The following is a 24,911-nucleotide window of genomic DNA, read 5'->3' on the forward strand; positions in this document are numbered from 1 at the left end:
GCCTCAACTGACCTGAGCGGGCACGTCGGCGATTCGCGGCAGGTTGACCTTGAATCGACAGCCCTCGCCCGGCGCCGTGACGACGCTGACGGAGCCACCGTGGGCGTGAACCAGCGAGTCGACGATCGAAAGGCCCAGGCCGGTGCCGCCGCTGGCGCGGGCGCGTGACGAGTCGGCGCGGTAGAACCGCTCGAACACCCGGTGCGCGTCGTCCTTACTCATGCCGGGCCCCTCATCGCACACCTCGAGCACCGCGTTGTCCCCGTTGGTGCCGACCCGCACTGTGATGCCTGCGGTGTCGGGGGTGTGCTGCAACGCGTTGGCGACAAGATTGCCCAGCACCTGACGCAGCCTGGCCTCGTCGCCAAGTACTTCCGGCGTGCCAGGCCCGTCGAACACCTCCATCGTGATCTTGCGTGCCGGTGGCGCGATCGACTGCGCGTCGTGCACGGCGTCGGTGGCGATGGCCAGCAGGTCGACGCGGTGACGGTCCAGCGGGCGCTGCTGGTCGAGGCGGGCCAGTAGCAGCAGATCCTCGACGAGCAGACCCATGCGACGGGATTCGCTCTCGATGCGGTTCATCAGCATCTCGACGTCGTTGGCTGCGCCCTGCCGGTACAACTCGGCGAAACCGCGGATGGTGGTCAGTGGGGTGCGCAACTCATGGCTGGCGTCGGTGATGAATCGCCGCATCCGGTCCTCGGAGGTGCGCGCCGCCTCGGCCGACGACTCCGACGACGCCACGGCCCGCTGGATCTGCGCGAGCATTCCGTTCAGCGCGGCCGACAACCGGCCCACCTCCGTGCGCGGATCCCGTTCTGGGACACGACGATCCAGCTGTCCGGCGGCGATAGCCGCCGCGGTGCGCTCCACCTCCACCAGTGGCCGCAGGCTGCGATGCACCACCCAATACCCGACGACACCGAGCACCAGCAGCACCGCACCGCCGATACCGAGCTGCGCGTAAATCAGCGCCCGCACGGTCGTCTGGACATCGGACAGGTCGATCGCGACGGTGGTCAGCTCGCCGCGGATTCCGCGCACACTCATCGCCCGCCACTGCACGTTCGAGTGGTCGATCGAGCCGACGGTCACCGGCACCGGCCCCACGTCGTTGTCGGCCGGTAGCGCGGGCTCGGCCGCGCGGTCGTTGACCGCCATCCAGATGCGGCCGTCGGGATCGATGCCGCGCACGTAGAAGTTGGACGGCGGCCTGGCCGGGTTGGGGCCCTCGATCGGCGGGGCGGGCATTCGTCGTGGGGCCTGCGCCCAGCTGCGGGAGGCGTCAAGCAGCGTCTCGTCGACGCGGTTGGTCAGGTCGTGGCGCAGGATCGTGGTGACGGCGATGCCGGACGCCAGCAGGCCGCCGGCCACCAGCACAAGGGTGGCGGCGACCAGCCCGACTCTCAGGGGTATGCCTCGCCCGCGCAGGACCGCCATCCCCCTATTCTCGCGAACTTGCTAACGCGGTTCACGCAGGACGTACCCGACGCCCCGCAATGTGTGCAACAGCCGCTTCTCGCCGGTGTCGATCTTGCGCCGCAGATAGGACACATAGGATTCGACGACGTTGACGTCGCCGCCGAAGTCGTAGCGCCAGACGTGGTCGAGGATCTTGGGCTTCGACAGCACCGTGCCTGCATTGATGATGAAGTAGCGCAGCAGCGTGAACTCCGTCGGCGACAGCGAAACGGGCTCGCCGGCCTTCCAGACCTCGTGGGTGTCCTCGTCGAGCTCGATGTCGGCGAAGGTGAGCCGGGCGTTGCGGGGTTCCTCGACGCCGCGGCCGGACCGGCGAAGGATCACCCGCAGCCGGGCCACCACCTCTTCGAGGGAAAACGGCTTGGTGACATAGTCGTCGCCGCCAAGCGTCAAGCCCGCGATCTTGTCCTGCAGGGAGTCGCGGGCGGTCAGGAACAACGCCGGGGAATCGATGCCGTCCGCGCGCAGCCTGCGCAGCAACCCGAAGCCGTCCATGCCCGGCATCATCACGTCGAGGATGACCGCATCGGGCCGTACTTCACGCGCCTTGTCCAGCGCCGCGGGCCCATTGGACGCGGTGTGGACCTCGAAACCTTGGAACTTCAGGCTCACCGACAGGAGCTCGACGATATTGGTCTCGTCGTCCACGACGAGAACCCGCGCCTCTGGAGTGTTGTCAGGTAATGCAGCCATCGCCATTCCGCTAATGTCCACGACTTCACTTGGAATCATGCTGCATGAAGCCTGTCAGCTCCCTGTGAGTTTGTTTTCAGGCGCTACGCGGAAGCCTCAGGTGCGCCGACGCTACACCCATAGACTGAGCCCATGAACCTCGGCAAAGCGCTGACGGATCTCGCCACCACGCCGGTACGCGTCGGTATCGCGGTCGCGGAAACCGGTCTCGACATCGCCAAGAGCGCGCTGGGGCAGGCCCAATCGGGGTCCGGATCGGTGGCCCACATCCTCGGCATCGACGACGCCGTCGAACGCGCGAACCGGCTGGCCAGGCTGATGGATGCCGATCAACCGCTCGGCCGCGCGCTGGCGCCGGACGGTCCGGTGGATCGCCTGCTTCAGCCCGGCGGCTTGGTCGACCGGCTGACCGCGCCGGGAGGTGTGCTGGACCGGGCCACGCAGGAGAACAGTGGCCTGATGCGCGCGATCGAACCGGGCGGACTGATCGATCAGCTCCTCGCCGAGGACGGTTTGGTCAACCGGGTGCTCGCAGAAGACGGCGTGGCCGATCGGCTTCTCGCCGAAGGTGGGGTGATCGACACCCTCACCGCGAAGAATGGTCCGCTCGAGCAGCTCGCGATGGTCGCGGACACACTCAACCGGCTGACGCCCGGACTCGAGGCGTTGGAGCCGACGATCGAAGCGCTGCGGGAGGCCGTGATCACGCTGAGCCAGGTGGTCAATCCGCTGAGCAACATCGCCGACCGCATCCCGTTCCCGGGCCGCAGGCCGAGAAGCCGCCCGTCATCGGCTAGGCCCGTGCCGTCGCAGCGGATCATCGAAGCCGAGGAGTGACCTCAGCCCTCCGCTTCGACGACCTCGATGCTCTTCGAGATGTTCTCCGGAGCCGGAGGGTGCTCGTCGTCCTGCCACTCCTGAAGCAATAGGACGACGGCGCCGCGCAAGATACGGACGTATTCATCGACATCGCCGGACTGCTTGTATGACTCGATCCTGGCTGCGACCTCGGGCGCCACTGGTTTCAGGGCCGTGGCGATGCTGAGGCCGAGGCGGCCCTCGGTGCTGGCACTTTTGTCGAGGAGCGTCAGCAGCTGCTCGACCTCCGGCCGGGCCAGGCCCGGATAGATCCGGGAGAAGTCATCGAGCAGGTCGTCTTTGACACTCACGGGCAGCGGACTTCCCGAACCGGCGACCCGATAAACTCTTAGCCCGCAGGCCTCCTTAGCTCAGTGGTAGAGCGTTCGCCTTGTAAGCGGAATGTCATCGGTTCAATCCCGATAGGAGGCTCCACTTGGCGGCGCTGGTTGTCGGTAGCCAGCCGTAGCGTCACTCGCATGAGACAGTGTCGCGGTTGCGGTTCAGTTCTCTTGAAACGCAGCCAAAAGATCTACTGCAGCAACGCATGTCAGGCGTCGGTCCGCCGCGACAACGGTACGAAGCGGTGGCTCGAGTCCGGCGATGCGGTCGTCGCCACTTCCCGCGGTCACTACATCCGGATGTATCTCGTAGCCGCTCAGTCGGGCTGCTGCGCGATCTGCGGCGGAGCCAGCACCTGGCTTGGCCTGCCACTGGCATTGGTGTTGGACCACATCGATGGTGACCCGACCAACAATCGACGAGACAACCTGCGGCTGATCTGTCCGAACTGCGACTCGCAGCTTCCGACCTATAAGAGTCGGAATCGCGGCAACGGGCGCCATTACCGCCGGCAGCGATACGCCGACGGTCAGTCGTACTGAACTCGCGACTCTCTCCGTCACGCGAAATCGCTGCGACACCGACGTTTGCGGCGCCGACGCCCGATAATGCGACCGTGGTCGCGGAGCTGATCGAGCGCGAAGGCCAACTGGCGGCTGGCGCCGCACTGATACGGCAGGCGCTGGAGGGCGTCGGCAACCTGCTCATCGTCGAGGGCCTTGCGGGTACCGGCAAAACTCGGCTGCTGACTGAGCTTGTCGCGATCGCCCGGGCGCAGCCGATGGCGATCCTGACGGCCGCGGGCGGTGAGCTCGAGATGGACGTGACTTACGGGATCGCCCGCCAGTTGTTCGAGCGACGGCTGCACGACGCCCCGGCCGCTGAGCGGCATCGGCTGCTGTCGGGTGCGGCGAAGCTGGCACAGGCCGCGGTGGTTCCGGATACGGATGTCGAGTTCTCGCCGGCCACCGGCGTCGATCACGGTCTGTACTGGCTTGTCGCGAACATCGAGTCCGACGGGCCGCTCGTCCTGGTCGTCGACGACGCGCAGTGGGCCGACGCGGAGTCGCTGCGGTTCCTGCTGTACCTGGCGCGCCGCGTCGGATCGCTGCGCGTGCTGATCGTGGTCGCGATCCGCACGGGCGAACTGCCCGCGGACCCCGCGCTGATCCGCCACCTGCGCGCCCAAGCGGTCCGGACCATCGTCGTCGAGCCGCTCAGCGAGGCCGGCAGCGAAGCGCTGTTACGCGCACGCTTCGACGGCGCGCTGCCGACCGCGGTCGCGCGGGCCTGCCACCGCGTATCGGGTGGCAACCCGTTCTTCCTCGGGCAGGTCGCGGACGCGCTGCCGGACGCCCAAGGTGTCGACGAGCGGGCTCTGATCGAGCGGGTGGACACGCTCGTGCCGGACGAGGTCCGCGTGTCGATTCTGCTGCGCCTCAGTCGAATTGGTGACGACGCCCGCCGGCTGGCCGAGGCGTTGGCGGTGGCAGGCGACGGCGTGTCGGCGCAGGTGCTGGCGGCAATGGTCCAGCGTCCGGTACCCGCGACGGCTGGCATGCTCGATGACCTGGTGCGCGCTGGGATCGCCGCGCCCGGCGAACCGGCGCGCGTCGTCCATCCCGTCGTGCGCACGGCGATCTATCACGACATCCGCCCCGACCGGCGCGAGTGGCTGCATGCCGCTGCGGCCGCCGCGCTGCGCGCCGCTGCGGCGCCGGTGGAGGAGGTCGCCCACCATCTCGGACTCACCAGCCCGGCCGGCGACGAGGGGGTGGCCAGTACGTTGCGCGCTGCCGGCGAGCGTGCCCTGGCGCGTGGCGCGACCCAAACGGCGACCGCAATGCTGCGTCGGGCGCTCACGGAGCCGCCTGCGCCAGCGGATCTCGCCGCGGTGCTCGTCGCGCTCGGCGAGTCCGAGTTCCGCAGCGGCGCAAACGCGGAGACACTCGGGCATCTCGAGCAGGCGCTGCAATTGCGGCCCGACAGTCAGCTGTCCGTGCGGGCGGCGGTCACGCTCGCGTCGGCGCTGTTCGCGCAGGGCCGCGTCGGTGAAGCGTTCTCGGCACTCGAACGCGAGGGCAGGCGGATCGGCGGCGCCGGCACGCTGCGGCTCGACACCGAGCGCGTATTGCTCGCCAACTGGATCCGAGATTCGACACAGCCACCGTGGCGCGACGCGTTGCTCGCAGACTTCCGCCGCCTGCAAGGCGCCACGCCCGAGGAGCGCTTCGCGCTCGTGCAGGCCGCGATTGGACAGGCCTTCGACCCCGGTTCCGATAGCGAGTCGGCGGCGGCACTCGCCCGCCGCGCGATAGGCGATGGCGCCCTGATCGCGGAGTTTCCAGTCGACAACGTTGGCGGCGCTCAAGCCACCTACGTGCTGGTGATGGCCGAGGATCTCGAAGTCGCCGAGACGGAGATCGCGGCGCTGCTGGCGCGGGCGCGGGAGCGCGGATCGGTCGCCGAGTTGTTGCAGGCGTCCATGCTCGCCGGCCAGGTTGCACTGGCACGGGGCCGACTCGCGTCGGCGGCGGCGGACTTCGAGGTCGGACTCAACGCCGCGCTGTCTCTTGGCGAATCGCCCATCGCACACCGCTCGATCGCGTTTGCCTCGAGCTGGCTGATCGAGGCGCTGCTGGGCCGGGGCCAGGTCGACGCCGCGCGCAAGGTGCTCGAAGGCGTCCAGGCCCTCGACGCCTTCGAGCGACACGAGCTCGTGTGGGCGCGAGCGGGGCGCGGCTGGGTGCGGCTCCTCGTCGATCAGGACGCCGACGGCGCCGCCGCTGACTTCCTGGCTTTCGGCGACGCCGCGCTCGCCGGCGGCTACGAGGAGCGCGGCGCACTGTGGCGGCTGTGGGCCGCGCAAGCATTGGCTGCGGCGGGCGCGGGCGAGCGCGCGGCCGCGCTGGCCGACGAGCAGTTGACGATCGCCCGCGCGTGGGGCGCGCCCGGGGGCCTGGGTATGGCGCTTCGCGTGCGCGCGGCCGTCGACCCGTACGCCGACGGTGGTTCGACGCTCGATCGCGCTATCGCGTCGTTGCGCGACTCCGCGTATCGCCTCGAGCTCGCGCGGGCGCTTGTCGATCGCGGACGGCTGCTGCGACGCGACGGGCGGCGCGTCGCAGCGCGGTCGCTGTTCGAGGAGGGCATGGAACTCGGCGCGCGGTGTGAGGCGGCGCCGCTTGTGGAAGCCGCGCGCGCCGAACTCGTCGTGCTCGGCGCGCGACCACGACGGCTGATGGTCTCCGGTGTGGAGGCGCTGACGGCGGCTGAGCGCCGCGTGGCCGACCTGGCTGCGACCGGGCTCGCCAACCGCGAGATCGCGCAGACGTTGTTCGTGACCGAGAAGACCATCGAGGCCCATCTGCACCGCGTGTTCCGCAAGCTCGCGATCCGATCGCGCCGGCAACTGCCGACGCTGCTCGCCGAGGCGGGACCCTAACACAAAAGATCAGGGTGCCGATCCTGATGACCGTCGCCGCTCCCGGCGACAGGCTGCTCGCATGGAGAACGAACACGACGCAGCGGCCGAGCTCCCCATCGCCCCAATCCCTCTCGAGGTCGTCGAGCTGGCCCGCTCCGGCAACCGGCTAGAGGCCATCCGGCGCTACCGGCAGCTTCGCGGCGGCAGCCACGAGGACGCCCAGACCGCGATCCGCGAGGTTTAGCGACTCGTGTCAACCAGGACGACGTCGTCAAGTAGGCGGCATCAAACGAAAGGAATAACCCAATGAAGATCGTCCCGACCAGCATCCAGCAGCACGTCAACCGCGTCGATCGCCAACGCAGCCTGGCGATTGGAATCAGCTGCGGCCTACTCGCATTCTGGTCCGCCTACCGGGTGATCTGGTCCCTGTACCTGACGATGACTTACAACTTCTTGTTCGGCTCGCTGGTCTTCCAGATTGTGCTGTGGGGCGTGATCGGTGCCGCGGCTGCGATCGCGGCGACGGCGTTTCTCACTCATTACACCGCCGCCCCGGCGAACGACGGAAACGACCGCACTGAAGACACCACAGAAGGCAAAACGATATGAGCACCGCTCATGCGCTGAAGCAGATCATCGCCGGAGCCGTCCTGTCTGGCGGCGTTGCAGTGGCCAGTCTGGGATTCGGCGCAGGCGTGGCCCAGGCCGATAACCAGGGGCCATTTCAATGGTGTCCAGGCCAACCCATGTCCTACCCGGGGCCAGGGAACGAATACGTGTGGGACATGGGCATCTGCCACACCTGGTACCGCGTCGACTATGGAAAGGGCAACGTCTCCAAGAACATTCCGCCGCCGCCGGAGTCCAACGTCTGGGACGGAGACAATCCCCCGCCGAGCGATCGCTGCTATCCGTGGTGCCTGTGATGAGCACTGTCCACCCCTGGAACACCGAACTGCCATGACCAACAACATGTTTACCGCTACAGGCACGGTCCACCTGACCGATCTGGCTGCCGGCTCGTCCGGCTCGGGCCACAGTGCCCTGTGGATGGGACTCCTCGCCGCGACCGTCTTCGGCGGTGTTACTGTCTTGGGCCCGATCGTCATTCGTCAAATGCGAAAGATCCGCGGGCCGGTAGTGCCCGGAACGGCAGAAGTGTTGTCGTTGAGACAGTTCGGCTCCGTGGCATCGAACGGCCCAGCCCGCATGATCTGCCGACTCCGATTGAGGGTGTCTATCCTCGGTCAAGAGCCCTACGACGTCAAAGTGTGGTGGAATATCGCGCCATGGGACTTGGGTGCCTTCCAAAAGGGAAGCACTGTCGCGGTCGAAGTCAGTGAGACGAACCGGAAGAGGCTTCGACTCGGCCGCAGCCAACCGCAAGCGAGGTCAGCTGTCCAGACACGTGTTGTCAACCTGCCGCCGAAGGTCACGTTCAACCAGTCCTCGTGGTCACCGGACACAGGATGGTCTGGCTCACCGCCCCCCGCCGACCTCGCCGATCAAATCAAGGCCGCGGTTGACGGTGCGTTCAGCCAGAACCCAGGTGCCGTACCGGGTTTCGCGCACCCGAACGCCGCCGTGTTATCGGCGGCAGCCTTGCTCGCGTCGGGTCAGCGCGTGCCTGCCGTGCTGAAGTCGTTCGCCGCCACGGGAACGACACCCCGCAGCCTAGGCAGGACTCCCAGCCGACCCGAATTCATCGACGCCCCGCACTACATGCTCGAAGTCGAGCTTCATCTCCCGAATCTCGCTCCGACTGTCGGTAGAGCCGTCCAATCGGTACCCGTCGCCCAAGTTCCCAACCTGGCCGTCGGCCTCCCCCTGACGTGTGCGGTCGACCCGGCTGACCCCTCACACCGGTTCGTCGTGGACTGGGGCTACGTGTGACTAGGTTTCGTCAGCGACCTGATCCTTCGACTGGTGCCGCCCAGGAGCGTCTGGATCGTCATGTTGATGATCGAGCTCGCTTTGGAGCTCACGCTGTTCTTCCGTCGCCTTCGTGGCGTCCTTCGGCGTCGCCCGCGGGTCGTTCGTCGGTTCCATGCCGATGCAATACCCGTCAGATGAAAGAACGAAAGCCGTTTCACAACGACGGTCCCGGGTAACTCTGCGCCCACGCATCGCGGGAAGGGATCACCATGGCACTGAACGACGACGACATCACCACCTCGGGCGGCGGCGAGGGTACCGCTGACGGCGGCTCAAACCCGCAGGGCCACGACGGCGGCGCCGACGGCAGCGCGGGCGGCGAAGGCCCAGCTGACGGCGGCTCGAACCCTGAAGGCCACGACGGCGGCGCCGACGGCAGCGCGGGCGGCGAAGGCCCGGCCGACGGCGGCTCGAACCCTGAAGGCCACGACGGCGGTGCCGACGGAACCGCATGAGCGCTTCGCGGCACTGAGTCGCTGCATCGCGACCGACCCCGGATCATTTGCCACTGAGTTCTGGGGCCGTAAGCCGCTACTCAGCCCGTCGAGCGCGCTGCCCCGCGATTTCAGCGATTTGCTTTCGGCCGACACGGTCGACGAATTGATCGCCGAGCGCGGAGTGCGCGCGCCGTTCATCCGGTTGGCCAAGGAGGGCGAGGTCTTGGCCCGGGATTGCTATCTCGGCCCGGCCGGCTTTGGCGCGGAGATGCCTGACCAAGTGGACTCCGCCAAGGTGCTCGCCCAGTTCGCTTCTGGCGCAACGATTGTGTTGCAGGGTTTGCATCGGCTCTGGCCACCGCTCATCGACTTCGTCCGGCAAGCCGTCGACGAATTCGGCCATCCGGTGCAAGCGAACGCTTACATCACCCCGCCCGGCAATCGCGGGTTCGATCCGCATTACGACGTCCACGACGTCTTCGTCCTGCAGGCGGCTGGGCAGAAGCGCTGGGTAGTGCACGAGCCGGTACACAACCATCCGCTGCCCTCTCAACCGTGGACGCAATATCGGTCCGCGATCGCGGAGCGAGTGAGCGCCGAGCCAGTGATCGACGCTGTGCTTTCCGAAGGCGACGCACTGTACATACCGCGTGGGTGGGTGCATGCGGCGCAAGCCTTGGACAGCACGTCCGTCCACATCACTGTTGGCATCTCTGCCGTGACGGCACTGGACGTGGCGCGCGCGGTCATCGATCAATTCGCGACGATCGAAGAATTCAGAAAGCCGCTACCGCTGGGCCATGACCCGACCGACCAGGATGAGCTCGACGCGACGGTGACCAAGGTGATGGCCGAAGTGGTCGACACGTTGCGGGACGAGGCGGCTGCGCTCAGCGCCGGCGCCGCCGCGCAACTGATTCAAAGCCACGCCGAGCGGACACGGCCCGTCGCAGTCCGTCCGCTTGCTGCGGTCGACGCATCAGAACGCGCAGGCACCTCAGTGGTCCGGTGGCGCCGCGGGCTCGTCGCCACCACGGAATACTCCGACGGACGTGTCGTGCTCCGGTTGCCTGACAAGGTGATGACGTTTCCGATCGCGTGTGCCGACGCCGTGGCGGCGCTTCACCAGGGGATGACGGCCGATGCCGAGACGTTGCCGGGTCTGGACCGCGCGGACGCCACAGTGCTGATCCGCCGCCTGCTGCGGGAGGCCGTTGTCGTACCGGTGAACGGATGACGGCTGCTAAGCGGGTGCCGTGCAGTGACCAGTCGCTCGCAAGGGACGATCCGATGTACGGCACGGCTTCGGCCGGCCTGTCGTGGGTGCTGCTCGAATTAGCGGGCGGCTGGGGGCATTCGGCGTTTCTTCGGTCTCCGTCGGTGATCGATCCCGAAATCGGTCGCGCCATTGTCCGTCGCGTCGAGAAGGCAAAGATGCGTATCGCGGCCATACGCAAGCACGGCCGACGCCCGTCCACGCCGCGATGGCGCTGGTTCATCGCGCACTCCGAAGTCGGCAACGAGGTGCTCTACAGCGGAGAGGTGAGCGATCCGCGCGACTATCTGGATCTCGCACTCGACGGCAGCGATGGCGCGGTGTGTACGGATCCACTTGTCGCGGTCTGCGCCCATGGCAAGCACGACCAGTGTTGCGCTGTTCGCGGCCGCAGCGCATGCAAAGCGATTGCGGCAAAGTACCCCGACTTCACTTGGGAATGCTCGCATTTGGGCGGCGATCGGTTTGCCGCCACCATGCTGGTGCTACCCGAGGGACTCTGTTACGGCCGGGTCGACTCGACCGATTCGGCCGACCTGGTGCGGTTGTATCTCGAGGGGCGACTCGACAACACGCTATTGCGCGGCCGCACCTCGCTACCGCACGCCGTGCAAGCCGCACAATACTTCGCACGGGAAGCCACCGGCGACGACTCCATTGCGGGCTTACCTCCCCTGGCCGTTGAGCGCGGCGAGGGCAAAATCCGCGTTCTGCTTCGCGGCGCGGCGGGGCCCATCGAGGTATGGCTTCGCGAGGAAATGTCAGAGCCTCTGCTGTCACAGTGTCACGCACAGGTTTCCGGCCGGGTGCGGACCTTCGCCCTCGACGCGATCACGTCGGCGTAATCGCATCCCTCGAGCGCGGCCGTCACGGTGGTGGCGGCGGCGGTGGTGGTGGTGCGAAGGGTGGCGGCGGCGGCGCGAACGGCGGAGGCGGTTCGCCAGGCGGCGGCGCGACCAGAGGCACGAAAATCGGCGGCAGCCCGGGAATCTCGACGACGGTCATGCCGTCGGGCGGAACGACCGGAGGCGGCGGCTCACCCGGCGGTGGCGGAGGCGGCGGCGGCGGTGCGGGCGGGACGCCGTTGCTGATGTTGATCGTGATGATCGATCCCGGAATCGTCTTACCGCTTGGGGAGGTTCCGACCACCGTGCCGTAGCTCGAGAAGCTGTTCACCGGTGTGGCCTGGTCGGCAACCTGAAATCCGGCATTCTTCAACCGCTCTCGCGCGGCATCGAGCTTCATGCCCGAGACATTCGGCACCTGGCTGCCGGATGTGCCGTCGACGTAGCGCAGATCCGTCGGGGGAAGGTGGACATCGCCGAAGTCGGTGGCAATCGGCTTCATCGCCTCGAACCAGGTGCGGGCCGGCTCGCTGCCGCCAAAGAGGTCGCCGCTGCCGCACTTGCGCAGTGGGAACGAGCAGATTCCGGCCGGATTGCTGGAGTCGTCGAAGATATAGTTCGCGGCCGCGTATTGATTTGTGAATCCCACGAAGCCGGCGGAGCGATGCGCTTCCGTCGTGCCGGTCTTACCCGACATCGGCAGGTCCCACCCCACCGAGGCTGCGGCGCCGGACGCGGTACCCGGACTCAACGCGTCCTTGCTCAGCGCGTTCGCCAACGTGTTGGCCAGCCCCTCCGGCACGGCCTGCTCGCACGGCTGTGTGGCAACCGGAACCTCGTTGCCGTGGCGGTCGAATATCTTGTCGACAGGATTCGGCGGGCACCACACCCCACCCGAGGCCAGCGTTGCCGCAACATTCGACAGCTCGAGTGCGTTGAGCTCGAACGGCCCCAGCGTGAACGACCCCATGTTCTGTCTCTTGATGAAGTCGGCCAGGCTTTCGTTGCTGTCGGGGTCATAGTCACGCGCCGTTCCTGGCAGCGCATAGGACCGCATCCCCAGCCGCACCGCCATGTCGACGGCGCGGGTCACGCCAACCTGTTGAATCAGCTTGGCGAAAGCGGTGTTCGGCGAGACAGCCAGCGCGTCGGTGACCTTCAGCGAGCCGCGGTAGTTGCCGGCATTCCTGACACACCACGTCTCCTTCGGACAGCCCGGCGTATCGCTGCTGCCGAGCCCCCTGGCCTGAAACGTGCCAGGCACATCCAAATCGGCATCGATGCCCATACCCATATCGAGGGCTGCCGCCGTGGTGAAGATCTTGAAGATCGAACCGGCGCCGTCGCCGACGAGCGAGAACGGCAGCGGCTGCATGGTCTCGTGGGCATCGTCGTTCAGTCCGTACGCGCGATTGCTCGCCATCGCGATCACCCGGTGCGCATCCTTGCCGGGCCTGATCACATTCATCACGCTTGCGACGCTGTCGAGTTTGGGGCTGGCCAGCTTGTCGATCGCCGCCTTGACCGAACCCTGCACCTTCGGGTCCAGCGACGTGCGAATCAGAAAGCCGCCGCGGGCCACCTGGTCCGTGCTGATGCCTGCCCGCGCGAGGTAGTCCAACACGTAGTCGCAGAAGAACCCGCGATCGCCCGCGGTGATGCAGCCGTTCGGCAGCCCGTTCGGCTGGGGCAGCACGCCCAGCGGCTGGTTCTTGGCCGCCCTCAGCTCGTCGGCGTACTGCGGAAGATTGTCGATCATGGTGTCCAACACGACGTTTCGCCGGCTGATCGCGCTGTCGGGGTTGGTGTAGGGATCGTGCAGACTGGTCGACTGCACCAGTCCCGCGAGCAGCGCGGCCTGCTGCCAGTTCAGCTCGGAGGCGTCGATCCCGAAGTAGGTCTGCGCGGCGTCCTGGACACCGAACGCGCCGTTGCCGAAATACACCAGGTTGAGGTACCGGGTCAGGATCTCGGCTTTACTCAGCGACTTGTCGAGCGCCAGCGCCATCCGGATCTCGCGCAGCTTCCGCGCCGGTGTCACTGCGACAGCGGCGCGCCGCTGGGCATCGGTCTGAGCCGTCACCAGCAGTTGGTAGTTCTTGACGTATTGCTGCTCGATCGTCGAACCGCCGCGCGTGTCGGGGTTGCCTGCGAGGTAGCCGGACAGGCCGGTCAGTGTGCCGGGCCAGTCCACGCCGTTGTGCTCGGCGAATCGCTTGTCCTCGATCGATACGATCGCGAGCTTCATCGTGTTGGCGATCTGGTCGGTCGGCACTTCGAAACGGCGCTGTGCGTACAGCCAAGCAATTGGATGGCCCTCGGTGTCGACCATCGTCGACACCTGCGGGACGTCACCCGCGATCAGTTGCGAGGAGCCGTTGGCTACGACGTCCGCCGCGCGATTCGACATGAACCCGATGCCGCCGACGAACGGGAACATCAACGCCGCTGCGAGCGCTCCGGCCAACACACAGCAGCCCGCCAACTTGCGGACTGTGGCCCCCGTCGGCCGCCCCTCCGACATAACTCCAGGTTATTCGCGGCTGCCGCCCGAATTCCGGTTATTGACGAAAGCGTGACACTACGTAAACCGCGGGCGGACAACGCATGACGCTTTCAGCAAGCTCCCAGGGTCGCCGATTTGGGATCGGTAGCCAACCGGTCGACCTTTACTTGTGCTCATGAAACTCAAACGGCTATCCGACCGCGAGCTGTTGATGAACCAGCAGGCCGCCGCGGTCGCGGCGACGGTGCTGTCCCAGCCGGTCGAGGCCGCCACGCGATGCGAGCAGATCTCGACCAAGGCGACGAAAATGTATGCCTCCGGTGGCGGCGAGATGCGTTGGAAGAGCGTTCCGAACGGAACCGGCCTGCCGAAGAGCTTCATCCTGGCCCTCACCCGCACTCATGTTTATGCGCTCGAGGACAAGCAGCACCGGGGCGACCTGGTTCCCGGACAGGTGCTCAAGGTTTGGGACCGCGGGGGATTCCGGGCGCAACCCGGGCGCGACGCCATGTTGGCGGCGAGCGGAATGCCCGAGGATCGTCAGAGCCTCATTCTCTTTCTTCCCATCGACGCCGACAGCAGTCCGATGGCACAGCAGATCGCCAGCCAGCGCGCGGCGACCGGCCAACGAACCCCAGGCCTTCCGCACGGGTTCGTCGTGGGCAGGGATGCGGCGAGCCAGCGGGTGGTCGCCGCGCTTGCCGCGTCGTCGCCGCCGGCAGGTGGCATCACGATCAACGGTCAGACCATCCAGCAGATGGTCAACCAGGCGGCCCAGCCCCAACAGCGGCCGGTAGCCCAACGGCTTGCCGAACTGGAGACGCTTCGCGCCACCGGCGTGCTCACCGAGGCCGAGTACACCCACAAACGCCAGCAGATCATCTCCGAGATCTGAGCACCGCAGGCACATGACAGCCGACGCATGAAAGGAGGCCTCCCCCATCGCATTTGATGGAGGAGGCCAACCCCTCGACAGAGGGCGCTATTTGGCTTTGGCGTGCTTGGCCGTGCCTGCGCTCTTTTCCACACTCTTCGCTGCACTGCCGGACGGCGCGGCGTCCGCGGCGGACGACGTATCCGTCTTCTCCGTCGTTGCTTCCTGCGTGGGCGACTCCGTCGCGTCGCCCGCCTTGGTCACGTCGGAACCGCTGGCGGGCTTCGGCTCCACTTTGTTGCCGGATGTCACGTCGACGCTGGTTACCGTTGGCTTGGTGGTCGAAGCAGTCTGGGACTTCGAATCCGTTGTGGTGCTTGGTGATTCACTAGTGGTTGAACCGTTCGACGAGGGCTTCGGTGCCGTCGCCTCGACAGCGGTCGCCGCCTCCTTGGTCGGGGCGGGGACGCCGGTCGACACAGTTACGGTCGTGGCGGCGGTCGACGGAACACTCGCAACGTCCGCGGTCTTGACCGCGACCGGGGTCTTCGGTGCGAGCGCGCCCGCGATCTTCGCAAGTGCGGCCTGGAGCGCGGCGATTGGGCCCCCGGTGTTGACGAAGAAGCTGCCGTCCGGATTGAAGACCAGCGTGGAGGAACTGAGAAGTCCGCCTGCCTTGACCGGGAAGGGGCTGTCGACGAGCGGCCCGAGGTCAGGTCCGTAACCACCATTGAGCAGACCGTCGGCAACCGTGGCCGGCGCGCCGAGAAGCGCGCCGACGACCGCCATCGGGTTGCCTGTACCCACGGCAGTGATCACGTTCTGGACGGCGGTCGCTGCGGCGGCGGGCGTGCTGATCAGCGGTCCGATGAAACCGGCGAGAATCAGCTCGGTCCCCAACGTGTCGCCGGTGAACGCCTTGACCACGTTGACGATGTTCTCCAGCGGTTTGGTGATGATCGTCGCGAGCGCGGGCAGGATGTTCTGCAGGGGCAACCCGAGCGTCAGCGGGATCTGAAGCAGGGCGTTCGCCGCACCCGCGACGTTGCCCGCCGCGAGTTGACCGACTGCGGTCTGCACTGTCTGCGGCAGCTGAGCCAGGGCGCCACCGACGGCACCACTGGTCGCGCCGAGGGCAGCGCCGAGCGTTCCGGCGCTGTTGAGCTGGTTGGCGAGGATGGCCTGCAGCACCTGCCCGGGCTTGGCGTTCTCGGCCAGCGTGCTGACGTTGGTGAGCGCGTCATGCAGGACCTGCGAGTAGATCGCGAGCGGATTCACCGCGGCCGTGAGATCGACATCCATGGTGCGGATCGCGGGCAGGTGGATATCCGGCAGATGGACGTCGGCTACCGGTGCCACGGTCGAGGCGACGACAAGACTCGCGCCGACGAGCGCGACACCTGTCGTGAAACGTGGACGACTGGCAACTTGCATGGAAAACCCCTTGGCTGGTGATCGCCGGCACTGGCGGAACTTACTTGCGGGTAATGTCGCAAGCAGCGCTGACTCAATCACCAAAGCCATCGCCTGCCCATCGCATGAATGGATGATCTTTTTCCACGCGCGGATTAGATGGACGGAATCATTCCGGCGATGCGGCGTTAGTCACTACGTAAAACACAGTTCGGCCCGTCGGGGGTGCGCGGCCTCAGTGGTATCGATTTGGGGCTTGACGGGATGGACGACTGATGGCGCGGGTCGCGCTCAGAGGACGCAGCGACGCGATGTCGAAGGCGCTGACCGCACTGGATCGCGCGGCGCGCACCGGCCAGGACGCGCTTGTGGTGATCAGCGGCGAACCAGGCATCGGCAAGTCGGCCGTGTTGCGAACCGTCGTCGAACAAGCGGCGCGGGCCGCGTTCCGGGTCGGCAGCGGCAAGGCTGAGCAGGGCGACCAAATCGCGCCGGGCGCACCACTTCTGATGGCGTTGCGCTCCGGCCCGCAGCCATTGCTGGCGGGTGAGGTCTTCGCGGGCCTGGCACCGCTCTATGACAAGCCGCTATGGCTCGTCGACCGGATCGGTGCGCTGCTCGAGGAGTTGACCGTCCACAGCCCGGTGTTGATCGCGATCGACGATCTGCAGTGGGCCGACCGCCTGACCAGGTTCGCGCTCCGTGTGCTGCCCGCCCGACTGGCGGGTTCGCCGGTGGTGTGGGCCGTCGCCAGTCGGTGGCTGCCCCGCGAACCCGTCGAAGAGTTGATCGCGGGGACGGCCGACGCCACCACGGTCACCCGCATCGAACTCGGACCGCTGAGGGCCGCCGACATCGACGACATCGCAGCGGATCTCCTTGGCGCCGAACCGTCGGTGCATACCCGCAAACTTCTCGGCGGAGTTGGCGGTAACCCATTCTGGGCGGTGCAGGTGATCGAGGGCCTCGCCCGTCGCCACGAACGGGGCCAGGACATCGGCGACCTGCATGCCGAGCTGTCGGTCGGGGTGCGGGCTCGCCTCGAAGCGCTTTCGGCGCAGACGGCTGCGTTGATCCGGCTGGCCGCGGTGTGGGGTCGCGCCATGAGCATGGCCGACGCGGGACACCTCCTCGGCAACGTGTCGGACGCCCAACTGCGGCTGTTGGCGCGGGAAGCCATCGACAACGGCTTGCTCGGCAGCGCCGAAGGCGAAGTGTTCTTCCCACACGACCTGGTTCGTGAAGCGGTGTACGCGGATATCCTGCCTGCGGACCGGCGTGCGCTGCACCGCGCGTGTGCACGACACATCACCGGCGAAGGTGGATCAGCGTTGGCCGCCGCCAACCACTTTCACGCCAGCGCCGTGCGGGGCGACGAAGAGGCGGTGCTCGCACTCGAACAGGCCGCGCGCGAATGCATGGTCTCGATGCCGGATCAAGCCGCCGAACTCGCGCGCCAGGCGTTCGCGCTGACGACGCAGGGCCACCGGTTGTGGTTGCGCGCCGGTGAGTGCGCCGTCGAGACCCTGGTCAACATGCAGCGCGACGGCGAGGCGCTGGCAGTGGCGGATCGGCTGCTGGCCGTCGCTGCGGAGCCCGAGATCATCGCCAGGATCGAACTGCACGCCTGCCGGGCGCTGTGGGTGGCAGGCGAATGCGTTCAGATGGAGCGACGTGCCGCAGTCGCACTCGCTCACGACGGCGTCTCCGAGGCGCTGCGAGCGCGATTGTCGGCGGCTGTCGCGTTGGCCGCGTCGCGGACGCAGTCGGCGGCACACGCGGAGGCCATGGCACAGAAGGCGTTCGCCGAGGGAAACCGATTGAACGACAACTACTCTCAGCGACTGGCCGTCGTCGCGTTGATCGAGGCCGCCCGCAACCAAGGCCGGCATCGCCTGGCATTGGATCGCTTCAGCGACCTGCGCCGGCTATCGGATACGGCGTATCTGGCCGAAGAGATCCGCACACTGCAGCATCTGGATCGCTACGACGATGCCGAAGCCATGCTCGTCAAGGCTCGCGAGGCCGCCGACGACATCGACAGCTCGCCGATGCTGTATGCCCAGATGTGGCAGGATCACAACCTCGCGCGCCTCGACGCCGCCGAAGCCGGCGCACGGACACTGTTGACACTTGCCGACGAGACCGGAAACTACGGCTACCGACTCAACGCGCGCATGGTGCTCGCCGCCGTGGCGACCTACCGGGGTGATCCGGCCAAGGCGACGGAGCTGTTGGCTCCCGTCGAAGACGACGGAAATGCCCCGCGCCTGCGCCTGATGCAGGGCTGGTTGAAGGCCAGCATGGGCGATTTCGGTGGCAGCCTGACGATTCTGAGCCCGCTGCTCGACAGGGCCGGCGAGTTCGAGGATCCGTGGCCGTGGTCGCCGCCGTGGATGCGGATACTGGCCCGCATCGGCCTCGACGCCGGCGACCGCATCTTTGCGAGCAAGGCTGCTGACATCGCTGACCTTGTCGCACAACGCAATCCAGGGGTCCCAACATTGGAAGGCACGGCACTGCACATCCACGGTGCGCTGGCCGACGATCCCCGCCCGCTTGCCGATGCGGTGCGTGTCCTTCGAGATTCCCCACGCCCGTTGTTGCTCGCCGATGCGCTGAAAGATCTCGGATCAACCCTGTTGGACCACACGCAGCCGGACGAGGCCGTCGAAGCTCTTCTCGAAGCGGCTGAAATCTATCAGCGTGCCGGCGCGGAAGGGGGCAGCCGTGCGGTGTCGACTCTTCTTCGCAGCCACGGCATCCGCGGCGTTCGTATCAACGCGCCCGCCCCTCGACCGTCCACTGGATGGGCGGCGCTGACACCGACAGAGCTCAGCGTCGTCGACCTGATCAGCTCGGGTCACACGAACCGTTCAGCCGCAGCGGAACTGGGGGTTTCACCGAACACCGTCAACACGCATCTGCGTGCGGTGTTCCGAAAGCTCGACGTGAACTCGCGTGTGCAGTTGACCAACGCCTACCGCGAGCGCTCGTCATGAGTTGACGACGTCTCGCTGCTGCGCCGTACCCCCAGCCGCTACGGTTCACTCGTGGGGAATTCCCAAGATCCGTTCGGACTGGTCGGAATGGCGTCAGGAGTCGCGAGATTCTGGCTGCGCACCTCGATCCGGACCCAGGAACAGCTGATCGGGCTGCTCGGCGAAAAGGCTGAGGAGCCCGAGGCGCCGACGAGCCCGCCCCAGGCCGCAGCAGAGCCCACGGACACCGAAGCGCTGGGCTCGAAGATGCGCGGGTTGCTCGACCGGGCCCTCGACCACAGCACCAGCAGCAGTCAGATGGAGCTGTTCCATCACATCCTCGACCAACTGGTCGCCGACGAGGCGCGGATCATCAGCGCGCTGTCCGACGGCTCGTCCTCGCCGTTGGTGAGCATTCACGACTGGACCCGGCGCCGTGTCCAGGGCCGAGCCGTGCTCGAGAACGCATCGTTGATCGGGCGGACCGCCAACGTCGCATTGCCCGGCATGGTCCCGTCGTATGTCAGCCATCTGCTCTCCCTCGGCCTGGTGGAGATCGGTCCCGAGGACCCCGATTTGAAGGACGACTACGAAGTGCTGATGGCCGAGCCGTCGGTACTCGCGGCCATCAAGACCGCCTCCCGCGGACCCCTCGCCGCGAAGATCGAGAAGTTCACCCTGACGCTGTCCGGCCTCGGCCAGTCACTGTGGGCCGCCACGATGCAACAGGGCGGGTCGTGACCGACCTTGTGGTCGCGTTGCAGTCCTGGCGGGAGATCAAACACGACTTCGGCGCCAACTGGCTGATCTATTTGTCGATGCCTTTCGTGGCCGCCTTCGTCGGCTGGAGCACCAAGATCGTTGCGCTGGAGATGATTTACCGCCCGCTCGAGTTCAAGGGCATCGGGCCGATCGGCTGGCAGGGCATTGTGCCGAGACGGGCAGGCAAGGTCGGCTCGAAGACCATCGAATTGCTGACCTCGAACCTGCTCAAGCCCGAGGAGTTGTTGGAACGGATCGATGCGGCGGAAGCCGTTGAGGCACTGCGTGATCCGCTGGTTCAGGCGGTTGACGACATCTCCCGCGACCTCGCCGAGCAGATTCGGCCCGGGCTCTGGGACTCGCTGCCCGAGGCAGCACGAAAGGCCGTGCAAGAGCGCATCCAGGCACAGGCACCGCGCGTCACCGAGAACATGCTCAACGAGATGAAGGCGGACCTCGGCCGGTACGTCGATCTGCAATTCCTCGCCGTCACCACGCTGGTGCGCAATAAGGAGAAGCTGGTCAAGCTGATGCGCGGCGTCAGCGACGACGCGATGGCCTTCGTCCGGCGCAGCGGAATCTACTTCGGGCTTGCCATAGGTCTCGTGCAGATGATCGCGTGGGCCCTGTTCAAGAACCCGTGGATCATGCCTGCGTTCGGTTTCGCCGTCGGCTTCATCAGCGACTACATCGCACTCAACATGCTGTTCCGGCCTGTGCAGCCCAAGAAGTTTCTCGGCATCTTCGCATTCCAGGGAATGCTGCACGCGCAACGGGAGAAGATCACCCGCGACTACGCCAAAATCCTTGCCGACGACCTCTTTTCACCAGAGATCCTGCTCGACGGCATCCTCAAGGGACCCGGCTCGGACAAGCTGTTCGCGTTGGCGGCCAAGGAAGTCGAGGCTGCCATCGATGCGCAGACCGGGATCGCGGGCCCGATCGTCGTGCTCGCCGTCGGCACGAAACGCTATCGCGCACTGAAGGACCGGGTGGTGCAGCTGGTGCTCGACCGTCTTCCGACCACGTTGGTCGAGGCGCAGGAGTACGCCGTTGGCGCCATCGACCTCGAGAACACCATCGTCGAAAAGATGAATCAGCTCACCAACGAGCAGTACGAGTCGATTCTTCGGCCCATCTTCAAGGACGACGAACCGCTGATGATCGCGGTCGGCGGCGTGCTGGGCGGCGTCGTCGGCGAGTTGCAGGTCCTGCTCATCGAACAGTTCGGACACTGAAGGCAGTCACATCCAACTGCTCGACGCGCGATCGAGACGCAGCGGAGCCGAAACGGGCAGCGGCTCGGGGTCACCGGTCGAGATCGCGTCCAGAATGAGCGCGACATAACGTCGCCAGCCGTCGCTTCGCGCATCCATCGTGAACAACACCGTGTAGAGCATCGCGATCATTCGCGGCAGGTCATCGGCGACCAGGTCGGCGCGCACCAGGCCGGCCTCTTGGCCCCTCTCGGCAAGCTCGGCGAGCGCTTCATGCAGCGGGGCCGAGATGTCGGTGCTCAACGAACCGGCCCGCAGCGCCGCGGTCAACAAGTTGTGTTCGCGGGCGCCCAGTGAGATCGCGGCCTCGATCAGTTGCGCGAGGCCGCGCAGCGGGTTGTCTGCCCGGCGGGCTTTTTCGATCGCCGGGCTGAGGTCTTCGGCGATGCTCTGATCCAGGGCGGCCCCGATCAGGTCACCCTTTGTCGGAAACCTTCGGTAGATCGTGCGCTCGCCGACGCCGGCGTGGCGCGCGATCGCGTCGATTTGCGCATCCGGTCCCACCTCGCTGTAGACCTCGCGCGCGGCGCGCAGGATGCGTTCCGCGTTGCGGGCGGCGTCTGCCCGCAATGGCCGTTCGGTAACCGCTGTCACGTGGTCAGCGTAACTGACAGTTGACTGCCAATAAAGCGCGTCCTAGGCTCGGACCAACTGACAGGCATCTGACACTTGATGGGAAACGCCGGTGGTATCAACGACTTCCGATCTGACCCCGGAGACGGAACTGCCCGTCATTCCCGCCTCACGTGCTGCGCACTGCCCGCTGCATCCGCCTGCGGAATTCACTCAATGGCGGTCGGAACCCGGCCTGCGACGGGCGATGTACCGGGGCCAACCGGCCTGGGTGGTGAGCCGTTACCAAGACATCCGGGCCGCGCTCGTCGACCCACGACTGTCCGCGCAGACCATTCCGGACTATCTGATTCCCGATACCGAAGATCACCACATTCCCGTGATGTTCGCTCGGACCGACGATCCCGAACATCATCGGCTGCGAAGGATGATGACCAGCGTCTTCACCTTCAGACGCACCGACGCGATGCGTCCGGCGATCCAGGAACTCGTCGACGAACACCTGGACGCGATGATCGCCAACGGACCACCCGCAGAGCTCGTGCGCGACTTCGCGTTGCCGATTCCGTCACTCGTGATCGCGCACCTGCTCGGCGTGCCACCGCAGGACCTCGAGTTCTTCCAGAGCAACACGTCACGCGGAATGGACATGAACTCCTCCGACGAGCAGAAGGCCGAGGCCTTCGCCGTCATGTACGTCTACCTTCTGGAGTTGATAGACCGCAAAGAGCGCTCTCCCGGCGACGACTTGATCAGCCATCTCGTCTCCGAGTACGTAGCGACCGGCCAACTCACCCGTGAGACCACAGCCATGAACGGCGTGATCATGATGCAGGCGGGCCACGAGACGACGGCCAACATGATCTCGCTGGGAACCGTTGCGCTGCTCGAACATCCCGAGGTGTTCGCACGCCTCGCCGCCACCGAAGACCGCGCCGTCGTCGCCAACATCGTCGAGGAGTTGATGCGCTATCTCACCATCGTGCACAGCCAGGTGGACCGGGTGGCCCTCGCGGATTTCACACTGGGCGGGCAGCGTATCCGGGCAGGCGACATGCTCGTGATGAACCTTCCCGCAGGCAATTGGGACACGGAGTTCGTCGACAACCCCGAGACGTTCGATGTCGAGCGAAGCGCCCGCGGGCACTTGGGTTTCGGTTACGGCGTGCACCAATGCATCGGACAGAACCTCGCCCGGGTGGAGATGCAGGTCGCTTTCGCCACGCTCGCGCGGCGCCTCCCCGGCCTGCGCTTGGCGACAGCACCGGAGCAACTGAAGTTCAAAGGTGAGTCGGATATCTACGGCATGAAAGAGTTGCCCGTCACGTGGTGAAACGCCGACGCATCAGAAGGCGTCTTCGCTGACCTCCATGATCGCGAGATCGTCGGCCTCGATCGTGCGGCGCAGAGCATTCAGCCGCGGAAGCACCGTGGTCGCGAAAAACCTTGCGGTTACCACCTTCCCGCGATAGAACGCCTCATCCCGCGGGGACGGCTGTTGATCGAGCGTGCGAAGCGCGATGTCGGCCTGGCGCAGCAGCAGCCAACCGATCAGCAGGTCGGCCAGGCCGAGTAGGAATGGCACCGCCTGCAACCCGATCCGATAGACGTTGCGAGGCTCGCTGCTCGACTGCACGAGCACATCGGTGAACGTCGCAACGATGGCGTCGATGTCGGCGGCTGCCGCGGCAAGGTGCGCGGTGGCGTCGTGCAGACTCGGCGGCACGGCGCCGCTGTCGAGGTACGTCCGAACCTGCAGCAGGAGGTGGTCCAGGGCGCCGCGCTGATCACGAATGATCTTGCGGAACACCAGATCCTGGGCCTGAATGGCGGTGGTGCCCTCGTAAAGCGAGTCGATCTTCGCGTCGCGGATGTACTGCTCGATCGGATAGTCGTTGAGGTAGCCGGAACCGCCCAGTGTCTGCAGTGATTCGGTGAGGTACTGGTAGGACCGCTCCGATCCGGCCCCCTTGACAACCGGCAGCAGCAGACCGCTGACGCGCGCGGCCATTGCCGGGTCTGCACCCGAGACCAGTTGTGCAGCAACGTCGTCCAGATGGGCGGCGGTGTAGAGGTACAGCGCACGCAGCCCTTCGGCATAGGCCTTCTGCGTCATCAGCGATCGGCGGACATCCGGGTGTCCGATGATCGCGATGCGAGGCGCCGTCTTGTCCGTCATCCGCGTGAGGTCGGCACCCTGGACCCGTGTCTTGGCGTATTCGAGGGCATTCAGGTAGCCGGTGGACAAGGTGGCAACGCCCTTGATGCCCACCATCATTCGCGCGAACTCCATGATCTTGAACATCTGCGCGATGCCGTTGTGACTGTCCCCCACCAGCCACCCGACCGCGGGCACACCGTGCTGGCCGAACGTCAGCTCGCAGGTGGCCGACGCGGTCAGGCCCATCTTGTGTTCCAGACCCGTGGCAAAAACTCCGTTGCGTGCACCTGGTTCACCTGTCTCGGGGTCCGGCAGATACTTCGGCACGAAGAACATGCTCAGGCCCTTGGTGCCGGGCTCGGCGCCGACGGGCCGGGCCAGCACCAGGTGCACGATGTTCTCGAAGAGGTCGTCGGAGTCTCCCGAGGTGATGAAACGCTTGACACCTTCCAGGTGCCAGGTGCCATCGCCTTGGTCGACGGCCTTGGTGCGCGCGGCGCCGACGTCGGACCCGGCGTCGGGTTCGGTGAGCACCATCGTCGAGCCCCAATTGCGTTCCATCCCCAGCGCCGCCCAGTGCCGCTGTTGCGCGTTGCCGACGCGGTAGAGGACGTCGAACATGGGCGGGCCGACGAGGTAGAAGAACGCCGCGGGTTGGCCGCCGAACAGAAACTCGTTGATCGCGCAGCCCACGCTGGCCGGCGCAGGCACGCCGCCGATTTCCTCGTGCAGTCCGACCCGCACCCAGCCCGCATCGTTCCAGGCCCGCACCGACTCCTTGAACGCGTCGGGCAGCGTCACGTCATGGGTCTGCGGATCGAGGGTGGGCGGATTGCGGTCGCCCTCGGCGAACGATTCGGCCAACGGACCCGCCGCCAGCCGCGCGGCCTCGTGCAGCATGTCCCGGACGGTCGGCCCGTCGAGGTCGCCGAATTCGCCTGTGGCCAGCACCTTCTCGAGGTCGAGCACCTCGAAGAGGTTGAACTCCAGGTCACGCACGTTGGCTTTGTAGTGGCTCATCGGCAGCCTTTCGCCGTCGGTGCGCTCAGAGTAACCGTCGCCGCAG

At 66.3% G+C, this 24,911-nt stretch carries 23 protein-coding genes and 1 tRNA gene; 16 read left to right on the plus strand and 8 right to left on the minus strand.

The genetic code is table 11. From position 1 onward, the window contains the following. Window positions 1-3: 3 nt before the first annotated feature. Together GGC64_RS19770 and GGC64_RS19775 are read right to left on the minus strand one after the other, a co-directional pair. Window positions 4-1,440 carry a cell wall metabolism sensor histidine kinase WalK gene (locus GGC64_RS19770; RefSeq protein ID WP_192724248.1) on the minus strand — a complete coding sequence of 479 codons (1,437 nt, stop codon included), beginning with the start codon at window positions 1,438-1,440 and terminating at the stop codon, window positions 4-6. Window positions 1,441-1,461: 21 nt separating this feature from the next. Then, a complete protein-coding gene (locus GGC64_RS19775) occupies window positions 1,462-2,181 on the minus strand; it encodes a response regulator transcription factor (RefSeq protein WP_192725189.1) in 720 nt (239 codons plus the stop codon). A 126-nt stretch (window positions 2,182-2,307) separates the two neighbouring features. Between GGC64_RS19775 and GGC64_RS19780 the strand changes: the two genes are divergently transcribed. Further along, window positions 2,308-3,012 (plus strand): hypothetical protein, encoded by a 705-nt coding sequence (locus GGC64_RS19780; protein WP_192724249.1) that lies wholly within the window; start codon window positions 2,308-2,310, stop codon window positions 3,010-3,012. Window positions 3,013-3,014: 2 nt separating this feature from the next. Here the strand turns inward: GGC64_RS19780 and GGC64_RS19785 are convergent, their stop codons facing one another. After that, window positions 3,015-3,344 carry a hypothetical protein gene (locus GGC64_RS19785; RefSeq protein ID WP_192724250.1) on the minus strand — a complete coding sequence of 110 codons (330 nt, stop codon included), beginning with the start codon at window positions 3,342-3,344 and terminating at the stop codon, window positions 3,015-3,017. A gap of 49 nt (window positions 3,345-3,393) precedes the next feature. Between GGC64_RS19785 and GGC64_RS19790 the strand changes: the two genes are divergently transcribed. From GGC64_RS19790 to GGC64_RS19820, 7 genes are all read left to right on the plus strand, one after another. Then, window positions 3,394-3,468, plus strand: a tRNA-Thr gene (locus GGC64_RS19790). 44 nt (window positions 3,469-3,512) lie between these two features. Next, window positions 3,513-3,917, plus strand: a complete 405-nt coding sequence (locus GGC64_RS19795) for an HNH endonuclease (RefSeq protein ID WP_192724251.1) — start codon at window positions 3,513-3,515, stop codon at window positions 3,915-3,917. Between the two features lie 74 nt (window positions 3,918-3,991). After that, window positions 3,992-6,820 (plus strand): LuxR family transcriptional regulator, encoded by a 2,829-nt coding sequence (locus tag GGC64_RS19800; RefSeq protein WP_192724252.1) that lies wholly within the window; start codon window positions 3,992-3,994, stop codon window positions 6,818-6,820. A gap of 61 nt (window positions 6,821-6,881) precedes the next feature. Next, window positions 6,882-7,046, plus strand: coding sequence for a hypothetical protein (locus GGC64_RS19805; RefSeq protein WP_192724253.1), 165 nt, complete (start codon window positions 6,882-6,884; stop codon window positions 7,044-7,046). Between the two features lie 62 nt (window positions 7,047-7,108). Beyond that, window positions 7,109-7,414 (plus strand): hypothetical protein, encoded by a 306-nt coding sequence (locus GGC64_RS19810; RefSeq protein ID WP_225952102.1) that lies wholly within the window; start codon window positions 7,109-7,111, stop codon window positions 7,412-7,414. Further along, window positions 7,411-7,731 (plus strand): hypothetical protein, encoded by a 321-nt coding sequence (locus GGC64_RS19815; RefSeq protein ID WP_192724254.1) that lies wholly within the window; start codon window positions 7,411-7,413, stop codon window positions 7,729-7,731. The genes GGC64_RS19810 and GGC64_RS19815 overlap by 4 nt, the downstream gene beginning before the upstream one ends. A gap of 34 nt (window positions 7,732-7,765) precedes the next feature. Further along, complete coding sequence (locus tag GGC64_RS19820; protein ID WP_192724255.1) at window positions 7,766-8,698, plus strand: hypothetical protein; 933 nt, start codon at window positions 7,766-7,768, stop codon at window positions 8,696-8,698. Here GGC64_RS19820 and GGC64_RS19825 read toward each other — a convergent pair whose 3' ends face one another. Further along, a complete protein-coding gene (locus tag GGC64_RS19825) occupies window positions 8,699-8,854 on the minus strand; it encodes a hypothetical protein (protein WP_192724256.1) in 156 nt (51 codons plus the stop codon). A gap of 95 nt (window positions 8,855-8,949) precedes the next feature. Between GGC64_RS19825 and GGC64_RS19830 the strand changes: the two genes are divergently transcribed. From GGC64_RS19830 to GGC64_RS19840, 3 genes are read left to right on the plus strand one after another with little or no spacing between them, the layout of a single operon-like run. After that, entirely contained in the window at window positions 8,950-9,195 is a 246-nt protein-coding gene (locus GGC64_RS19830) for a BatC protein (protein ID WP_192724257.1), read from the plus strand. Then, window positions 9,176-10,414 (plus strand): cupin domain-containing protein, encoded by a 1,239-nt coding sequence (locus tag GGC64_RS19835; RefSeq protein WP_370582202.1) that lies wholly within the window; start codon window positions 9,176-9,178, stop codon window positions 10,412-10,414. Before GGC64_RS19830 ends, GGC64_RS19835 begins: the two co-directional genes overlap by 20 nt. After that, a complete protein-coding gene (locus GGC64_RS19840) occupies window positions 10,411-11,298 on the plus strand; it encodes a sucrase ferredoxin (RefSeq protein WP_192724258.1) in 888 nt (295 codons plus the stop codon). The genes GGC64_RS19835 and GGC64_RS19840 overlap by 4 nt, the downstream gene beginning before the upstream one ends. Window positions 11,299-11,320: 22 nt before the next feature. On the opposite strand, the gene ponA2 is transcribed toward GGC64_RS19840, so the two are convergent. Further along, entirely contained in the window at window positions 11,321-13,822 is a 2,502-nt protein-coding gene (gene ponA2, locus GGC64_RS19845; RefSeq protein WP_192724259.1) for a transglycosylase/D,D-transpeptidase PonA2, read from the minus strand. A 157-nt stretch (window positions 13,823-13,979) separates the two neighbouring features. Between ponA2 and GGC64_RS34755 the strand changes: the two genes are divergently transcribed. Next, window positions 13,980-14,699, plus strand: coding sequence for an SHOCT domain-containing protein (locus GGC64_RS34755; protein ID WP_225952103.1), 720 nt, complete (start codon window positions 13,980-13,982; stop codon window positions 14,697-14,699). Between the two features lie 87 nt (window positions 14,700-14,786). Here GGC64_RS34755 and GGC64_RS19855 read toward each other — a convergent pair whose 3' ends face one another. After that, on the minus strand, window positions 14,787-16,112 hold the full coding sequence (locus tag GGC64_RS19855) for a hypothetical protein (RefSeq protein ID WP_192724260.1): 1,326 nt from the start codon (window positions 16,110-16,112) through the stop codon (window positions 14,787-14,789). Between the two features lie 254 nt (window positions 16,113-16,366). Here GGC64_RS19855 and GGC64_RS19860 point away from each other — a divergent pair, with 254 nt between their 5' ends. The 3 genes from GGC64_RS19860 to GGC64_RS19870 are packed head-to-tail and all read left to right on the plus strand — an operon-like array spanning window position 16,367 to window position 21,072. Next, entirely contained in the window at window positions 16,367-19,093 is a 2,727-nt protein-coding gene (locus GGC64_RS19860) for a LuxR family transcriptional regulator (protein ID WP_192724261.1), read from the plus strand. Window positions 19,094-19,144: 51 nt separating this feature from the next. Beyond that, on the plus strand, window positions 19,145-19,813 hold the full coding sequence (locus GGC64_RS19865; protein ID WP_370582203.1) for an Abi-alpha family protein: 669 nt from the start codon (window positions 19,145-19,147) through the stop codon (window positions 19,811-19,813). Then, the gene (locus tag GGC64_RS19870; protein ID WP_192724262.1) at window positions 19,810-21,072 is read left to right on the plus strand and encodes a DUF445 domain-containing protein; all 1,263 of its coding nucleotides are present in this window, start codon (window positions 19,810-19,812) and stop codon (window positions 21,070-21,072) included. The genes GGC64_RS19865 and GGC64_RS19870 overlap by 4 nt, the downstream gene beginning before the upstream one ends. 6 nt (window positions 21,073-21,078) lie before the next feature. Here GGC64_RS19870 and GGC64_RS19875 read toward each other — a convergent pair whose 3' ends face one another. Beyond that, entirely contained in the window at window positions 21,079-21,705 is a 627-nt protein-coding gene (locus tag GGC64_RS19875; protein WP_192724263.1) for a TetR family transcriptional regulator, read from the minus strand. A gap of 226 nt (window positions 21,706-21,931) precedes the next feature. Between GGC64_RS19875 and GGC64_RS19880 the strand changes: the two genes are divergently transcribed. Beyond that, entirely contained in the window at window positions 21,932-23,017 is a 1,086-nt protein-coding gene (locus tag GGC64_RS19880; RefSeq protein WP_225952237.1) for a cytochrome P450, read from the plus strand. Between the two features lie 12 nt (window positions 23,018-23,029). On the opposite strand, the gene GGC64_RS19885 is transcribed toward GGC64_RS19880, so the two are convergent. Next, the gene (locus GGC64_RS19885) at window positions 23,030-24,865 is read right to left on the minus strand and encodes an acyl-CoA dehydrogenase (protein WP_192724265.1); all 1,836 of its coding nucleotides are present in this window, start codon (window positions 24,863-24,865) and stop codon (window positions 23,030-23,032) included. Window positions 24,866-24,911 lie beyond the last annotated feature (46 nt).

Source organism: Mycobacterium sp. OAS707 (assembly GCF_014873705.1).
In the GTDB taxonomy this organism is placed as follows: Bacteria; Actinomycetota; Actinomycetes; order Mycobacteriales; family Mycobacteriaceae; genus Mycobacterium.

Bases quoted from the DNA above. Each gene is read 5' to 3' on its own strand.
- GGC64_RS19855 (WP_192724260.1), bottom strand. From the start codon at position 16,112: ATGCAAGTTGCCAGTCGTCCACGTTTCACGACAGGTGTCGCGCTCGTC.
- GGC64_RS19820 (WP_192724255.1), top strand. From the start codon at position 7,766: ATGACCAACAACATGTTTACCGCTACAGGCACGGTCCACCTGACCGAT.
- GGC64_RS19810 (WP_225952102.1), top strand. From the start codon at position 7,109: ATGAAGATCGTCCCGACCAGCATCCAGCAGCACGTCAACCGCGTCGAT.
- GGC64_RS19795 (WP_192724251.1), top strand. From the start codon at position 3,513: ATGAGACAGTGTCGCGGTTGCGGTTCAGTTCTCTTGAAACGCAGCCAA.
- GGC64_RS19780 (WP_192724249.1), top strand. From the start codon at position 2,308: ATGAACCTCGGCAAAGCGCTGACGGATCTCGCCACCACGCCGGTACGC.
- GGC64_RS19830 (WP_192724257.1), top strand. From the start codon at position 8,950: ATGGCACTGAACGACGACGACATCACCACCTCGGGCGGCGGCGAGGGT.
- ponA2 (WP_192724259.1), bottom strand. From the start codon at position 13,822: ATGTCGGAGGGGCGGCCGACGGGGGCCACAGTCCGCAAGTTGGCGGGC.
- GGC64_RS19805 (WP_192724253.1), top strand. From the start codon at position 6,882: ATGGAGAACGAACACGACGCAGCGGCCGAGCTCCCCATCGCCCCAATC.
- GGC64_RS19770 (WP_192724248.1), bottom strand. From the start codon at position 1,440: ATGGCGGTCCTGCGCGGGCGAGGCATACCCCTGAGAGTCGGGCTGGTC.
- GGC64_RS19880 (WP_225952237.1), top strand. From the start codon at position 21,932: ATGTACCGGGGCCAACCGGCCTGGGTGGTGAGCCGTTACCAAGACATC.
- GGC64_RS19815 (WP_192724254.1), top strand. From the start codon at position 7,411: ATGAGCACCGCTCATGCGCTGAAGCAGATCATCGCCGGAGCCGTCCTG.
- GGC64_RS19840 (WP_192724258.1), top strand. From the start codon at position 10,411: ATGACGGCTGCTAAGCGGGTGCCGTGCAGTGACCAGTCGCTCGCAAGG.
- GGC64_RS19825 (WP_192724256.1), bottom strand. From the start codon at position 8,854: ATGGAACCGACGAACGACCCGCGGGCGACGCCGAAGGACGCCACGAAG.
- GGC64_RS19775 (WP_192725189.1), bottom strand. From the start codon at position 2,181: ATGGCGATGGCTGCATTACCTGACAACACTCCAGAGGCGCGGGTTCTC.
- GGC64_RS19885 (WP_192724265.1), bottom strand. From the start codon at position 24,865: ATGAGCCACTACAAAGCCAACGTGCGTGACCTGGAGTTCAACCTCTTC.
- GGC64_RS19860 (WP_192724261.1), top strand. From the start codon at position 16,367: ATGGCGCGGGTCGCGCTCAGAGGACGCAGCGACGCGATGTCGAAGGCG.
- GGC64_RS34755 (WP_225952103.1), top strand. From the start codon at position 13,980: ATGAAACTCAAACGGCTATCCGACCGCGAGCTGTTGATGAACCAGCAG.